Genomic DNA, 16184 nt, shown 5'->3' with positions numbered 1-16184 from the left:
TATAGACAAGTAGAAAGGAGAAATAAAATGAAAATAGATGTACAAGCGACAAACTGGACAGTCACTTTAGCAAATGACACTACCATTACTTTAGACGGAGATGCTGCGGAGAGACTCACACAACTCCAAGAACTGATTGCCACCCATGAAGTTGCACAAGGTACGGTAAACGCAGAAGAATTTGTGGAGGTGAATGGACAACTAGTTGAACTCGCACAATATTTAACTGAAACAACGAATCGTCCATTTGTAGTCGGAGAAATTGAAACTATCGCTACAATTCCATGGGAAGTTGTTTATCATGGATACACACCAGGAAAAGATGAATATTCAGTAGAATCCTTATTAACAGTCGGCAATGGTTTTTTAGGCTTACGAGGAACGACACCAGAAATGGAAATTGCTGAAGAAAATTATCCTGCACTTTATCTAGCGAGCTTATACAACACGGCAGCTTCACAAGTCGCTGATCGAACAATTTACAATGAAGACTTTGTAAATGCACCTAACTTACAAAAAATGTTTGTAATTGTAAATGGCGAACGTGTAGACATTGCGAATAATACCATTCTTTCGATGAAACGTCGCTTAGATTTAAAAACCGGATTATTTGAATCTTGGACAACTGTTCAATTAACTGATGGCAAAGAATTAGCCATTCATACGAAAAAAATTGCTAGTATGGCAAATGTGCATCAATTTAACCTTTCTTACAGTGTAACCCCACTAAATTTCTCTGGGGAAATGACCTTTGTCTCAGAAGCTGATGGGGACGTGTACAACTACAATGTTGCTCGTTACCGTAGTTTATCCCGTGAACATTTAGACGTAACTGAAATAAAAGTAGCTAAAAACAACGTTGCGTTGACTGCAAAAACCAAGACATCCCACATTACTGTCGCACAACAAGCACAGCTACATTACGATGAAACCTTAGCTGAAGCTAAAACCGAACAAACAGCAACAAAAGCTCGCCAAACCGTTCTGTTCCAAGCAACAGAAGGCCAAACATATACGTTTGAAAAAACCGTATTTGTGCATCAATATCGTGCAAATGAAGCCGTACCAACTATTGATTTTTCAATGGACTTCCCAACTTTTGAAGAAAGTTATCAAGCTTCGGCTGCCGCTTGGGAAACATTGTGGGCAACTGCTGGTATCCAAATCGATGGCGATTTAATGTCACAAAAAATGTTGAACTTGCATACCTTCCACTTGTTAGCTTCTGCTTCACCAAACGGCAACAAAGACTTAGATGCGAGTGTGACGGCACGTGGGTTACACGGAGAAGCTTATCGTGGCCATATTTTCTGGGATGAATTGTTTATCCTACCGTTTTACATTATTCACTTCCCTGAAACAGCGAAGGAATTATTATTGTACCGTTATCGTCGTTTAGAAATGGCGAAAAAAGACGCAGCAAAAGCCGGCTACGCAGGGGCAATGTTCCCATGGCAATCTGGTTTAGATGGGACGGAACAATCTCAAGAGCTACACTTAAATCCAATCAGCGGTGAATGGAAAGAAGACCATAGTCGTTTGCAACGTCACGTGTCTTTAGCGATTGCTTACAATGTATGGCAATATTGGCACAATACCAAAGATACTGAATTCATGGAACAATACGGGTTAGAATTAATGTTGGAAATCGCTCAATTCTGGCAAAGTGCAGCTACTTTTGACGAAACCACACAACGTTACTTCATTGATCGTGTGATGGGACCAGATGAATTCCATGAAAGCTATCCAAATGCGGAAAAAGGCGGCTTGAAAAACAACGCCTACACAAACATGATGGTCGTTTGGTTATTTGAAGAAATTGAGCGTCTCAGTCAACAATTACCAACCGAAATCGTCCAAACGATTCAAGCAAAAACTGGTGTAACAGCGCAACAATTAGAAAAAATGGCTGCAATGAAACACCACTTAGGATTAGAAATCAACGAAGACGGCATTATTGCTCAATTTGAAGGCTATTTCGACTTAAAAGATTTAGATTGGGCTCATTACAAAGAAAAATATGGCAACATTTACCGAATGGACCGCATCTTAAATGCAGAAGGTGAGTCAGCGGATGCGTATAAAGTTGCTAAACAAGCGGACAGTTTAATGATTTTCTATAATTTTTCAAAAGAGCAAGTTCGTTTGATTTTAGAAGACTTAAATTATGAATTACCAACAGACTACGTGGAACGTAATTTGAATTATTACCTAGAACGTACCTCACATGGTTCTACACTTTCTCGCGTGGTTCATGCCCAATTAGCAGCTATGGTGGACGATCAAGATTTAGCTTGGAAACTCTATCAAGAAGCGTTATACTCAGATTATCGTGATATTCAAGGTGGAACAACTGCGGAAGGTATTCACGCTGGCGTCATGGCAGCAACATTGTTTATTCCATTAACTACCTTTGCTGGTTTGGATATTCGTAAAGCAACGATTAGTTTCACACCAAACTTACCAAAAGCGTGGAATGCGATTGCCTTTAACTTAACCATTCGCGGCATTCATTTACACGTAGAAGTAACAAAAACAGCCTTGCAAGTAACCGCTGACCAAGCAACAACGATTGAAGTAAATGGTCAAGCAATTGATTTATCAGCCAACGAACAAACCACTATCAACTACTAAGGAGCGGACAACAAGATGAAAAAAGGATTTGTATTTGATTTAGACGGCGTAATTACGGACACTGCCAAATTTCACTATCTAGCATGGAAAGATTTAGCGGATGAAATTGGCATTGAAATTGACTTAAAATTTAACGAACAACTAAAAGGCATTAGTCGGATGGATTCATTGGAACGTATTTTAGCCTATGGCAATAAATCTGATGCGTTTACGACAGAACAAAAAGAAGCCTTAGCAGAAAAGAAAAATACCCACTATGTCGAGTTATTACAAGATTTAACCCCAGATGACTTATTACCTGGGGTTCAAGAATTTTTAAATGATGCAAAAGCTCAAAATGTCCCATGTGCCATTGCCTCTGCATCGAAAAATGCCCCATTTATCTTAGAAAAATTAGGCGTGCAAGATGCGTTTGATGCCATTGTTGATCCTGCAACTTTAACAAAAGGAAAGCCCGACCCAGAAATCTTTGTTCGTGCGGCCGAAGCAATCAACATTACACCAGCCGAAGCAGTTGGCTTTGAAGATGCACAAGCTGGTTTAGACGGAATTAAAGCTGCTGGTATGTATGCAGTCGGCGTTTATTCCGGAGAAGAACTACACGGTGCTGATTTAATCGTCCATCACTTAACAGACATTTCTGTTGCTGAATTATTACAAAAATAGTCGTTTGCTTTCCTAACTTCCTGTCGCTATAATGGATTGGAGGAGGGTGAGTGATGAATAAATTCAAAGAAATCTTTCTAGATTTGGAACAAAAAATATTAGCCAAAGAATATCCGCCCCACACGCTATTACCAAGTGAAAATCAATTGATTAAAATGTATAGCGTTTCTAGAGAAACCGTGCGTAAAGCCTTAAATTTATTACGCGACGCCGGTTATATCCAAAAGAAACAAGGGAAAGGTTCAATTGTCTTAGACTTAAATCGTTTTGATTTTCCAATTTCAGGATTAACTAGTTTTAAAGAGTTGCAAACAGCCCAACGCATTCCTAGTGAAACAAGTGTTGTCGAGATTCGCAAAATTGCCGTCTCCCCTTCGTTACACGAGATTACCGATTGGCCTGTTGCAGCAGAAGCATGGCGTTTGATTCGTCAACGTCGAATTGATGGCGAAGTCGTTATTTTAGATAAAGACTATTTAATCGCAGATATCATTCCAGAACTACCTGAAAATAAAGCCCAAAAATCTATTTACGATTACTTCGAGAACGATTTAGGTTTAGAAATTGCGTATGCACAAAAAGAAATTTCTGTCGATCCAGTCAATAAAGAATTACGTGATTTGATGGATCTACACCCTGAAGACCAACACGTCGTAACGGTGCGCAGTTTAGTGTATTTAGAAGATACCCGTTGTTTTGAATACACTGAATCCATTCACCGCTTAGACAAATTCCGCTTCGTCGATTTTGCACGACGTCGAAAAGCCTAAAAAAGTTCTAACGTTCATTTGAGCGTTAGAACTTTTTTCGTTAGATACCACCCAAACTTGCTAAATAAAAATCTAACATGTAATAACGATGGTCACTTTTTGAATAGGTTGATTTTCGGTCTTTGAATTGTTGAATTAACTGCGTTCGTTGTTCAGGAGTGACTTCTTCCCAATCATTTTTTTGCATACTACAGTAAAAACGAAAAGGTAAAGCTTGTTCTACTTTGACTTCTAAAAAATCTTTCGGATACCCCGACGCGATATAATCCACATCCGTCATCAATTCACCAACATAATTTAAATACTTTTCATTCATTGTAAGAACCTCCTTGAATTTTTGTTATAATACAATAAATATTGTATTATAACAAAAGCGTTTTCACAAGTAGTATCCAGAAAAAAAGCCGTGCGTATTATTGAAAAATACGTACGGCTTTTCGTTAAATTGCGTCTGTCCCACGTTCTTTGGTACGAATACGAATCACTTCTTCTACATTGTAAAGGAAAATCTTCCCATCGCCCACTTCACCAGTGTGACAAATCTCGATAATTTTATCGGTAATTGACTCTACTTGTGCATCATCAACGACTAACCAAAACACAATTTTAGGTAATAACGTTGGAATAACTTTTTGTCCACGGACAAACTCCGCAACCCCTTTTTGATTCCCATGACCTAAAACTTGAGTGACCGTCATTCCGCTAATTTGAAAGTCATTATCCAAAGCAAGTTTTAATTCTTCCAATTTTTCTTGGCGAATAATCGCTTCAATTTTTTTCATACGCTCACTCCTCCTAAGAATCTAAGCCCATAAATGTTGGGTAGGCTGTTTCATCATGTTCTGTGTTATCCATCCCTAAAGCTTCTTCTTGTTCTGTTACACGGATTGGCATTACTAACTTGATAACAAAGATAATAATGTAACTGATAATCCCTACATAAACAAGTGTGAATACGATACTTAAGACTTGTGCAATGAATAATGATGTTTCGCCATAAACTAAACCACTGTAGCCACCGATTGCTGGATCAGCGAAGATTCCTGTTAAAATTCCTCCCATGATACCACCAACACCATGACAACCAAATGCATCAAGTGAATCGTCTAATCCTAAACGATGTTTTAATTTTGAAATAAAGTAATAACAAACCGGACTCGTAATTGCACCAATAATAAATGAAGACCATAGAGAAACAAAACCAGCACCTGGTGTAATTGCAACTAAACCGACAATCGCACCAGTACACGCACCAACAATTGTTGGTTTACCAATCATTAATTTTTCAACTAACATCCATGATAACATCGCACTTGCTGCCGCTGTATTCGTTGTTAATAACGCATGAACTGCTAAACCATCTGCTGCTAAAGCAGAACCTGCATTGAAACCAAACCAACCAAACCATAATAAACCAGCACCTAATACGATGAATGGAATATTGTGTGGACGATATTCCGATTGGTGGAACTCGCGACGACGACCAACAACGATTGCTAAAATTAATCCCGCAAATCCTGAACTAATATGCACCACGTTCCCACCGGCAAAGTCAATCGAACCAATTTGATGTAAAAATCCGCCGCCCCATACCATATGAGCCATTGGATAATAAATTAAGATTAACCAAAATGCAATAAATGTAAAAATTGCTGAAAAACGCATACGACCTACTACTGAACCTGTAATGATCGCTGCAGCAATAATTGAAAACATCATTTGAAATGCTGCAAATAATGATTCTGGAATCCCCCCTGCATCTTCTGCAGTGACCCCATTAAAGAACATTTTATCAAAGTTTCCAACAAATGAATTTTCACCACTAAATGATAACGAATACCCAATAATAATCCATAAGACGGATGCTAGTCCAATGGTTGCGATAACCATCATCATTGTGTTTAAAATATTTTTTCTTCGTTCTAACCCCCCGTAGAAGAATGCTAATGCTGGCGTCATAAGAAAAACTAGTGCCGCACATAGCAAGATAAATGCAATATTTCCTGTATCCATAGTACCGCCTCCTTTTATGTTAGAAATCATAACATCACTTTTTCAGTAAATCTAGTGTTTTTACATAAAAAGTGAAAATAATCTGAAAATTATAACTTTTGATGTTACATTTTATAACATGGATAAGCAATTTTTATTTGGAATAAGTCTTCATCATTTATTCCAATACGTTATCTCTTAAAATGACACGTCCATCTCCTAATCCGGAAGAAAAAACTTCTCCGTTTTCATTAAATTCTAATTCCAACACATATTTCGTTTCCATTGAATCAATATAGGGAAAACCTTGTAAACGATGCGTTTCTCCAGAGAATTTATAATCTATAATCACAGACATATCTTGATCATTAGGCAAAATATTTTGGTTGGTTACACTGTGAATAGTGTGTGGTGATACGTTCATTGAAAACAAAATTTGTTCCGCTTCTGATTGTAAGACATTAATCTGCAAGGGTTGGTTTGATTTTGAATGATTATACTTAATCCATCTTGGTAGTATTTGAAGCGACCTTCTTTATTACCAAATACAATAAAACCTAACGCCCCACTAATTATCATTCCCCAGGTTAAGATTAAGCCGATTTTACTTTTCATGTGATACCTCCTGCCTATTGCCTATTACACTGAAAAAGCATGGCAAGTCTTAAAAACAAAGCCACGCTCCTACTTCTGTTTATCTAATTTGTGATGTGTCTCTTTTTTTCGTATTCGTAACATTTCAATCAGTAATAAAATGAGACTTGTAAAAAAACCCGAACCAATAAAATCTTGATTGATGACATATTCAATCGTTATGCCAATAAGACTAGCCACAATCATCACCAAAATAAGATGGAGATACGGATGAGTTTTAATGAATTGTTGGTCGTTTTTACGCATAAAATCACCTCTTCTTGTAGTATAACATGAAAAAAGACACCCTCTTTTTAGAGGATGCCTTTTTGATTATTTAGCGTAATCAGTTGCTCGTGTCTCACGAATGACGATTACTTTAATATTTCCTGGATAATCCAGTTCATCTTCAATTTTCTTACGGATGTCTCGTACTAAACGAACAGCATCCATATCTGAGATTTCTTCTGGTTTAACCATCACACGCACTTCACGACCGGCTTGAACAGCGAAACTGTAGGCAACACCGGCAAAGCTGTTTGAAATATTTTCTAAGTTTTCTAAACGACGAATATAGTTTTCAAGTGATTCACTACGTGCTCCCGGACGAGCCGCAGACAAGGCATCAGCTGCTGCTACCAAGACAGAGATGACAGAAGTTGCTTCTGTATCGCCATGGTGAGAAGCGATGGCATTGATTACCACTGGATTTTCTTTGTATTTCGCAGCTAGTTCTGCACCAATTTGTACGTGAGAACCTTCAATTTCATGATCGAGTGCTTTTCCGATATCATGTAATAAACCTGCACGTTTTGCTAATTGAATATCTTCACCCAACTCAGCAGCTAACACGCCTGTTAACTTCGCCACTTCGATTGAGTGATTCAAGACGTTTTGACCATAACTTGTTCTAAAGCGTAAACGTCCTAAAATCTTGATTAAATCTGGATGTAAAGTATGCGCACCAACTTCAAAGGCTGCTTGTTCACCATATTCGCGAATGCGTTCATCCATTTCTTTCCGTGATTTTTCAACCATTTCTTCGATTCTCGCTGGATGAATACGTCCATCTTGAATCAGTTTCTCTAATGTCATACGAGCAATCTCGCGTCGAATTGGATCAAAACCAGATAACACAACTGCTTCTGGTGTGTCATCAATAATTAAATCGATGCCTGTTAATGTTTCTAACGTACGAATATTTCTTCCTTCACGACCGATGATTCGGCCTTTCATTTCATCATTTGGTAAGGTTACAACAGAGACGGTTGTTTCTGATACTTGGTCTGCTGCACAACGTTGAATCGCTAATGAAAGCAAGTTTTTCGCTTTGCGGTCAGCTTCTTCTTTGGCACGTTGTTCGGATTCTTTTACCATAACCGTTAATTCATGATTCAACTCTTCTTCGGTTGCTTTCATAATGATGTCTTTTGCATCTTCTCTAGACAATGCAGCAATTCGTTCTAATTCTGCTTGTTGTTCGCCAATTAGTTTTTCAACTTCTTTTTCTCGCTCGTCTATTAATTGTTGTTTTTCACTGACTTTATGTTCCTTATTAGCCAACGAATGTTCACGTTTTTCCAAAGAATCATCTTTGCGATCAAGTAATTGTTCTCTTTGTAGTAAGCGGTTTTCTTGTGATTTTAGCTCAAGTCTGCTTTCTTTCAACTCACTTTCAATTTCTGATCGGTACTTTTGATTTTCTTCCTTAGCTTCTAACAACGCTTCTTTTCGTAAAGTCTCTGCTTCTTTTTTGGCAGTAGTTAAAATACCTTCTGCAGTATTTTTCGCGCCGTTCACAGCTTTTTCATGGCGAGAATTTGTGACAAAAATACCAGCGAATAGACCGACAATTAATCCGATGATAGCGAGGAGAATGTTAAGTCCCATTGATGAATCACCTCCATACTATCTTTCTTATTTTCAATTTGTAGTTTTTTGATAAACAAACATTAGAATAAAATTATCAATATGCCTACTTGCATATGTGTGTTATACACACAATTTTATTCTAATGTTTGTAAGGAAGAGTGTCAACTTAAAAAAGGCGATGTTCAACGAAAACGCATGCGCTACCATTGTTTAATTTTCGCTTTTTTTTCGTATAAAAAATACGATAAGAACCTCTAACAGGCTCTTACCGTATCATAACTGCTTATTTTTCTACCGGAAGTTCTTCCTGTTCTTCTTCCACTAACGTTTCGCCTGTACCAATACCGTACGCATCACGAACACGTGCAGAAACTTCAGCAACCATTTCTGGATGATCTTTCATATAATTTTTGACATTTTCACGACCTTGTCCAATTCTGTCACCTTTATATGAATACCATGCACCACTTTTATCAATGATGTCTTTTTCAGCTGCCATATCTAATAATTCCCCAACTTGAGAAATTCCTTCGCCATACATAATATCAACTTCGGCTACTTTAAATGGTGGCGCTACTTTGTTTTTTACCACTTTAATTTTTGTGCGGTTCCCAATAATATCTGTTCCAGATTTTAATTGTTCAGCACGACGTACTTCTAAACGGACTGTCGCATAGAATTTTAAGGCACGTCCACCAGGTGTTGTTTCTGGATTCCCAAACATTACCCCAACTTTTTCACGAATTTGGTTAATGAATAAGGCAATTGTTTTTGTTTTGTTGATTGTTCCTGAAAGTTTACGTAATGCTTGAGACATCAAACGTGCTTGTAAACCAACGTGAGCATCACCCATCTCACCATCAATTTCAGCGCGTGGTACTAAGGCTGCTACTGAGTCAATAACAACAATATCAACAGCACCACTTGATACTAATGCATCGGCAATTTCTAGACCTTGTTCACCAGTATCTGGTTGAGAAAGTAATAGTTCATCAATATTTACACCTAATTTTTCTGCATATTGAGGATCTAAAGCGTGCTCTGCATCAATAAATGCGGCAGTTCCACCTTGTTTTTGAACTTCTGCAACAGCATGTAAAGCAACCGTTGTTTTACCAGAACTTTCTGGTCCATAGACTTCTACGATACGCCCTCGTGGGAATCCACCTACACCTAATGCGACATCCAGTGCTAATGAACCACTTGGAATAGTTGAGATACGTTGATCTGCTTTTTCACCAAGTTTCATTACTGCGCCTTTACCGAAATTCTTTTCAATCTTTTTCAATGCAGCATCTAAGGCTGCTTTACGATCATCTGCCACTCGGATAATCCTCCTTATATTCAAATCATGTCAATTACATGTTTTTCTTCATGTATCTATCATACCCTTTATTCTTATAAAAAGCAACAAACATGCGAACAAACATTCGCCTATTTATTTAAAAGTTCTCGACGAAGCAAATCAAGTCCTGCCATTACTGCACTATGACGAATGTAACTGCGATCTCTACTAAAATGGTATTTTTGACTATGGACACCTTGCTCACTTGCTAAAGCAATCCACACAGTTCCCGCTGGTTGCCCTTCTAATTCATTTGGTCCAGCTACCCCACTAAAAGCTACTGAATAATCTGTCTGTGCCAATTTGCGTGCATGCAGAGCCATTTGTTCAACACATGCTTGACTCACTGTGCCAACTTGTTCTAAAAAGTCGCGATCAATTCCTAGAAAATTCGCTTTTGTTTGTGCAGAATATGTGACAAATCCACCCAAAAACACTTCAGAAACACCAGAAATATCTCCTAATGCTGACTGAAAAGCGCCTGCTGTGAGACTTTCTGCGGCTGTTAAAGTTTGCTGTTTTTCTTTTAATAAATCAACCACGACATTGGCCAATGAATTTTCCTCGCCATAACCATAGAAAAATTCGCCGACTCGTTCTTGAATGACTGCTTCTAATACATCCAGTTGAGTGATTGCTTCGGTTTCATCGGTTGTTTTGACCGTTAAACGCAACGTTACTTCATTTGGTTTTGCATAAGGCGCAATCGTAGGATTCGTTTGGCCTTGAATCAAATCTGCTAAGTCCGTAACTAATTGTGATTCACCAATCCCATAAAAACGTAACACACGAGAAATTAATTGTTCTTCTTTTTGGAATTGTTTTTGAAGCAAAGGTACGACTTCGTGATAGAACATCGGTTTTAGCTCGCTAGGGGGGCCTGGAAGTAGTAAGTAATGATTTCCCTTAATAGAAGTATAAAAGATACCTACCGCTAAACCAGCGCTATTTTGCAATGAAATACCTTCTTTAAAAACTAACGTTTGCAAAAGATTATTTTCCGTCATAGGGCGTTGGCGTTTTTCAAAAAATGATAGTAAATTTTGATACCCTACTTCATCGCGCACTAATTCTTGCCCTACATGCGCTGCTGTGACTTGTTTGGTTAAATCGTCTTCGGTGGGTCCTAAGCCCCCACACAAAACAATCAATTCACTACGTTGATCTGCTAACTCTAGCAATGATTCCAAACGTTCTGCATTATCACCTACCACGCTATGATAATAAACATCAATGCCTAATCCTGCTAATTCTTCTGATAAAAAAGTCGCATTTGTATTGACTACTTGCCCCAATAACAACTCGGTTCCTACTGCAATAATTTCTGCCTTCATGTGTCACACTCCTACTCTAATATACGTCGTTTTACCCTTTTTATTTTAAAGCATTGAAGAAATTTCGCAAAGAAAGTCGTTTACACTAAAAAAGCCAAACACCGCAAAGATGTTTGACTTTCTTTTTACATTGAACCTTTGAATACCGCTGTATTTTTCGCAAAATAATCTACACCTGAATAAATGGTTGCGATTAAGCAAATATACAACATGATTTGATCTACGGGTACACCGATTAAATTAAATGGGACATTATCCACTAATAAGAAAATAATTGCCAACATTTGTGTGGCTGTTTTGATTTTCCCTGGCCAGGCAGCTGCCATTACTTCGCCACCTTCAACCAACAATAGTCGTAAGCCAGTCACAGCTAATTCACGGCAAACGATAATCGCCACGATCCATGCAGGTGATTTTCCTAATTCGACTAACATAATAAATGCTGTCATCACCAACATTTTATCTGCTAATGGATCAGCAAATTTCCCAAAGTTAGTGACTAAGCCACGCGCACGAGCAATGTAACCATCCAACCAATCAGTAAAACTTGCTATCGCAAAAATAATTGCAGCCACTAAATGGGTCACTTCTAATTCCACAGATCCCACTGTCAGCGTTCCCCAGTCTAGGGATGGTATCGCTAAAATCACGATAAAAATTGGTATCATAAAAATTCTTAAAACAGTTAACTTATTTGGTAAATTCACTTACGTTCCCCTTTTCTTTCGTCTCGGTTACAAAAAACAACTACTCTTGATAAGAAATCGTGAAATGAAGATTTTTTTGCAGCATAGCAAATTTTGAATCATTAAAATCCACCACTTCTCCATCGGCTTTCACCTCAACATTTGCACTTTCTCCTAAAGTAACCATTGCTTCGGTGACACCTTCTGGTAAAGTCATTGTTGCTTCTTCATCTTGTGTTAATGTTTGTTGAAACACGTAGTCATTATTTACCAATACACCTATCCAACAACGATCCTTTTTCCCTACAAACGTCAACTCAAGAGGATTCTTTGCTCCGGAAATGGTAAAAATTGCATCTGATTGTGTCGATTCTTCACGTTTGATTGACAACTTTTTTTCAAGTTCAGACTCACTTGATTGTTTCTCGCTTGAAACATGAGTCGATGTTTCGGTATTGGAAACAAGAGATGGGTCTACAGTGACAGCCGGTTGACTCTGATTGCCAATAATTGGTGTCGCATGGCGATCTTGCCAGGTCATATAGCCGACAATTGTAATAATCGTCAAAGCAACCAACCCTAATAAAACTATTGGCGTATATTCAGTTAGTGTCTTTCTACGTCGCACAGTCTCTTCGTGTTGCGCTTTGCGTGAACCACTTACTTTTTCTAGTTCCGAGCGTTTAGGTGGCTCTTTTTCAAAGCTGTCTTTCCCATCAAAAACTGCGACTAAATAATCGCCATCCTCGCCTACTGCTGCTGCATATTCACGAATAAAAGAACGTACATAATACTCTCCCGGCAATACATCAAATGCACCTCGTTCAATGGCTTCTAAATAGCGTTTTTGAATTTTGGTTTGCTTTTGCAATTCATTGATGCTGATATTTTGTTTTCTTCGGGCTTGCCGTAAACGATCTCCAATAATTAGTTCATTGCCCACTCGTCCATCTTCTCCAGTCTTTAAAATCATTATATCCTAGAATACCATAAATAAAACGTGTTGAGGATAGCTAATTGTGCAGTCTCAAACAAATTTTAAAACTTATTTTTCTAATGGTGACAAATAAAAACGACTAAATGCTTCTTTTTGAATAAATTGATGCCCGGCATTTAAAACATCGGTTAATTGAATCGATTGAATCACTTCTGGGACATCAAATAATGTCACGTCACCAAACAAATCTTGTGTAAATTGATTGGCAATAAATTCTAATGAATTCAGCGATTGGAAATATTTTCCTAGCATTTTTTTCTTCAAAAGTACTAAATTCGCTTCATTTACTTCCGGATCTTTTGCAAAGCCCAACAGTAGTTCTTCAATTGCTGCTGAAAAAGCATCTGGGTTATCCGAATCTCCAGAAAAATCGGCAAAATGGAAACTACGATCTAACGAAAATTCAAAGCCAAACGTATCGTCAATCACACCTTCATTATACAAACGTAAATAATTTTTGCTGGTGTTGCCAATTAACAATTGGAACAATAAATTAAGTGCTGTTCTAAAACGCAATAATTCATAAGATTCTTGTGGTAAGTCTGCTTGGAATCCTTTAATGCCGATCACGACTTTGGTTCGATTCACTGGCATTTGCGCGGTACTAAATGGGACAATATCTGCAGCAGTTTCTTCTGGAAAATGACGCTTAATTTCACGAATTTCCGCAAAGGTTTTACTTGCTTGATTGTCACGAACCATTGCTAAAATTTCTTCTGGATCAACATTTCCTACCACAAATAAAGTCATATTGCTTGGATGATAGAACGTGTGATAGCAGTGATACAAGTCTTCTGCTGTAATTTCGGCAATACTTTCAATCGTACCTGCAATGTCAATGTGCAACGGATGTTTTGGGTATAGGTTTTTCAAAATACCAAAAAATTGACGCCATGTTGGGTCATCATCGTACATTTGAATTTCTTGGCCAATAATCCCTTTTTCTTTTTCAACGGTTTCTTTTGTAAAATATGGGTCTTGGACAAAATCAATCAACGTTAACAAATTTTCTTTGACATGATCGGTCGCCGAAAACAAATAACTCGTTTTTGTAAAACTTGTAAATGCATTGGAAGATGCTCCTTGTTTGCCAAATAGCTGAAAGACATCGCCATCTTCTTTTTCAAATAATTTATGCTCTAAAAAATGCGCAATCCCATCAGGAACACGGGTCATTTCTTCACCAGCATAACCAAATTCATTGTCAATTGAACCATAATTAGTGCTGAATAGCCCATAGGTTTTATGAAACCCTGGTTTTGGTAAAACAAAGACACGCAAACCATTCGGTAAGACTTCTTTATAAAGTGTTTCATTGAGTTGTTCGTAAACTTTTTTCTCCATGCTATTCCTCTCCATCCAAAACAAAGATTGCTTGTAGTGTGATATCTTGTGCAACTGCTTGGATTTCCTCTTTTGTTACAGCCATTAAGGAAGATAGAAATTCCTCTTCTGATAGTTTTGTTTCTGGTAACCATTGATTCAAATACGCAGTTTCAATCAATGCTTGTGGATTATCTAAGGATAATAAAAATTGATTGCGTAACATCGCTTTGGTTTGGTCAATTTCTGCCTCGGTAAATTCACCGGCACACAAACTTGCCAACTGTTCTTCAACTAAAGCCAAGACTCGTGCACGATTTTTACCATCAATTCCTGTTTGCACAGTCACTAACCCACGGAAAGTATCCACACTACTTGAGGCATAATAAGCTAAACTTTCTTTTTCTCGCACATTTAAAAAGAGTTTTGAATGTGGAAATCCACCAAATAATCCATTAAAAATCATCAACGCAAATCGACGAGAGTCTCCATAATAAACCGATGTTTGATACCCTAGATTAAGCTTTGCTTGAGTAACTGGTTCATGGATCACTTCTTCTTTAATAGTAGCACTAGCAGGTTGTTGGTAGAAAATTTCCGGACGCTGACGTTTGGTTTGTGGGAATTCCCAAGTAGCAAAAGCTGCTTTGACTTGGGCTTCGGTAATATCGCCAACCACAAAAATATCAATTTGGTCATGGTGCAACATCGCTTGATATGTTTCCACTAATTCTTGCGCAGTAACTTGTTCTAGGTGTTGATACGTACCAAAACTTGGTACTTTTTGATTGGCATCTTCACTAAAATACAGTTCTTGTAAACGTAGTGATGCCATCGTTTGTTTATCTTCATATAAGCTTTTGATATACGCAATAAGATTGTCTTTTTCTAAACGAAATGTTTCTTGATCAAAGGTATTCTCTTTAATATTAGGATAAAAAAGAATTTCTTTTAAGAAATTCATTCCCTCGGTAAACACCTCATCATTACCGATGTATTTACCATTCACCAAAGATAGCGCCACATTAATTTGATGAAGATTTCCTTTTTTACCAACGTTTAAACCAAAACTTGCACCATATAAATCTGCTAGTTTCGCACTGAGGTCTGTTTGGTCTGGGTAATGTAAACTGTTGGTTTCCAGTAAACTAGTTAATAAGGTACGCTTCGCCGCTGTTTGCTTGCTATGAGGTGCTGAAAAGCGAAGAAAGGTACGAATTGTTTTATATTTTTCAGTTGGAATTACCGTTAATTGAATACCTGGTTGTAATTGTATCGCCATCTTTTTGCTCCTTTTTCTATGTCATTCTTATCGATTATAACATAGGGCATGGATTACAGAAAATTAACAGAATTGTGGCGTTTATTGTTTTTCAATTACCTACAATTCCGTTATACTACATTTACCAAAGTAGAAAGGAGAATTCCAATGAAAAAAATATTGGCAGAATTTAAAGAGTTTATCGTTACAGGCAATGTCATTGACCTTGCAGTCGGGGTTGTTATTGGTAGTGCATTTACAGCAATTGTTACCAAAGTCGTTGATGGTTTAATTACTCCATTGATCGCTTTAGTTATTAGTCTATTCACTAACTCAACAAGCATGGATGATTCCCTAGGTGCATTAATTTGGTCCCCAAGAAAAGGCGTAATATTCGATTTCGGTAGTGTGATTAGCGCAATTATTACCTTCCTAATTACCGGTTTCGTGTTATTCTTAGTCGTTAAAGGTATCAACAAGCTACAAAACTTCCACAAAGCTCCTGAAGAAGAAGAGGAAGAAGAAGTAACAGCTGAAGATTACTTAGCTGAAATTCGCGATTTATTACGTTTACAATCTGGTTTACCAATCGACGTTGAAATCGTTGAGGAAGAGAAACAAGAAAGCGAAGAAACGAAATAATAAAAAAATAACGCACATTGATTCTACTC

Annotated in this window: 17 protein-coding genes; 4 read left to right on the top strand and 13 right to left on the bottom strand. The window is 37.7% G+C overall.

Translation table 11 applies throughout. The annotated features are described in order from the left end of the window. Positions 1 to 27 precede the first annotated feature (27 nt). The 3 genes from PYW32_RS00325 to treR are packed head-to-tail and all read left to right on the top strand — an operon-like array spanning position 28 to position 4070. Positions 28 to 2634 (top strand): glycoside hydrolase family 65 protein, encoded by a 2607-nt coding sequence (locus tag PYW32_RS00325; RefSeq protein ID WP_016176098.1) that lies wholly within the window; start codon positions 28 to 30, stop codon positions 2632 to 2634. A gap of 15 nt (positions 2635 to 2649) precedes the next feature. Further along, positions 2650 to 3300, top strand: a complete 651-nt coding sequence (gene pgmB, locus PYW32_RS00320) for a beta-phosphoglucomutase (protein ID WP_016176097.1) — start codon at positions 2650 to 2652, stop codon at positions 3298 to 3300. A 53-nt stretch (positions 3301 to 3353) separates the two neighbouring features. Continuing rightward, complete coding sequence (gene treR, locus PYW32_RS00315; RefSeq protein WP_016176096.1) at positions 3354 to 4070, top strand: trehalose operon repressor; 717 nt, start codon at positions 3354 to 3356, stop codon at positions 4068 to 4070. Positions 4071 to 4110: 40 nt separating this feature from the next. On the opposite strand, the gene PYW32_RS00310 is transcribed toward treR, so the two are convergent. The 13 genes from PYW32_RS00310 to yfmF form a co-directional block, all read right to left on the bottom strand. Beyond that, entirely contained in the window at positions 4111 to 4386 is a 276-nt protein-coding gene (locus tag PYW32_RS00310; RefSeq protein WP_016176095.1) for a hypothetical protein, read from the bottom strand. Between the two features lie 124 nt (positions 4387 to 4510). After that, positions 4511 to 4852, bottom strand: coding sequence for a P-II family nitrogen regulator (locus PYW32_RS00305; RefSeq protein WP_016176094.1), 342 nt, complete (start codon positions 4850 to 4852; stop codon positions 4511 to 4513). Positions 4853 to 4865: 13 nt separating this feature from the next. After that, positions 4866 to 6083, bottom strand: coding sequence for an ammonium transporter (locus PYW32_RS00300; protein ID WP_016176093.1), 1218 nt, complete (start codon positions 6081 to 6083; stop codon positions 4866 to 4868). A 157-nt stretch (positions 6084 to 6240) separates the two neighbouring features. After that, entirely contained in the window at positions 6241 to 6486 is a 246-nt protein-coding gene (locus PYW32_RS00295) for a hypothetical protein (RefSeq protein ID WP_016176092.1), read from the bottom strand. Then, a complete protein-coding gene (locus tag PYW32_RS00290; RefSeq protein ID WP_016176091.1) occupies positions 6483 to 6677 on the bottom strand; it encodes a hypothetical protein in 195 nt (64 codons plus the stop codon). The genes PYW32_RS00295 and PYW32_RS00290 overlap by 4 nt, the downstream gene beginning before the upstream one ends. A 69-nt stretch (positions 6678 to 6746) precedes the next feature. Beyond that, positions 6747 to 6962 (bottom strand): hypothetical protein, encoded by a 216-nt coding sequence (locus PYW32_RS00285; RefSeq protein WP_016176090.1) that lies wholly within the window; start codon positions 6960 to 6962, stop codon positions 6747 to 6749. Between the two features lie 66 nt (positions 6963 to 7028). Beyond that, a complete protein-coding gene (gene rny, locus PYW32_RS00280) occupies positions 7029 to 8585 on the bottom strand; it encodes a ribonuclease Y (RefSeq protein WP_016176089.1) in 1557 nt (518 codons plus the stop codon). Positions 8586 to 8850: 265 nt separating this feature from the next. Continuing rightward, entirely contained in the window at positions 8851 to 9891 is a 1041-nt protein-coding gene (gene recA / locus PYW32_RS00275; RefSeq protein ID WP_016176088.1) for a recombinase RecA, read from the bottom strand. 110 nt (positions 9892 to 10001) lie between these two features. Continuing rightward, positions 10002 to 11246 (bottom strand): competence/damage-inducible protein A, encoded by a 1245-nt coding sequence (locus PYW32_RS00270; RefSeq protein WP_016176087.1) that lies wholly within the window; start codon positions 11244 to 11246, stop codon positions 10002 to 10004. Between the two features lie 125 nt (positions 11247 to 11371). Next, positions 11372 to 11953 carry a CDP-diacylglycerol--glycerol-3-phosphate 3-phosphatidyltransferase gene (gene pgsA / locus PYW32_RS00265; RefSeq protein ID WP_016176086.1) on the bottom strand — a complete coding sequence of 194 codons (582 nt, stop codon included), beginning with the start codon at positions 11951 to 11953 and terminating at the stop codon, positions 11372 to 11374. 40 nt (positions 11954 to 11993) lie between these two features. After that, positions 11994 to 12905, bottom strand: coding sequence for a helix-turn-helix domain-containing protein (locus PYW32_RS00260; RefSeq protein WP_016176085.1), 912 nt, complete (start codon positions 12903 to 12905; stop codon positions 11994 to 11996). A 72-nt stretch (positions 12906 to 12977) separates the two neighbouring features. Then, complete coding sequence (yfmH, locus tag PYW32_RS00255) at positions 12978 to 14273, bottom strand: EF-P 5-aminopentanol modification-associated protein YfmH (RefSeq protein ID WP_016176084.1); 1296 nt, start codon at positions 14271 to 14273, stop codon at positions 12978 to 12980. A gap of 1 nt (position 14274) precedes the next feature. Then, the gene (gene yfmF / locus PYW32_RS00250; protein ID WP_016176083.1) at positions 14275 to 15534 is read right to left on the bottom strand and encodes an EF-P 5-aminopentanol modification-associated protein YfmF; all 1260 of its coding nucleotides are present in this window, start codon (positions 15532 to 15534) and stop codon (positions 14275 to 14277) included. A gap of 156 nt (positions 15535 to 15690) precedes the next feature. On the opposite strand from yfmF, the gene mscL reads away from it, so the two are divergent. Further along, positions 15691 to 16155, top strand: coding sequence for a large conductance mechanosensitive channel protein MscL (gene mscL / locus PYW32_RS00245; protein ID WP_245558560.1), 465 nt, complete (start codon positions 15691 to 15693; stop codon positions 16153 to 16155). The last annotated feature ends 29 nt before the right edge of the window (positions 16156 to 16184 follow it).

The sequence above is a fragment of the Enterococcus saccharolyticus subsp. saccharolyticus genome (assembly GCF_029023825.1).
Lineage (GTDB): Bacteria > Bacillota > Bacilli > Lactobacillales > Enterococcaceae > Enterococcus_F > Enterococcus_F saccharolyticus.
Note: the sequence above shows the minus strand (reverse complement) of the source record. Positions and strands in the feature narration are given on the sequence as shown.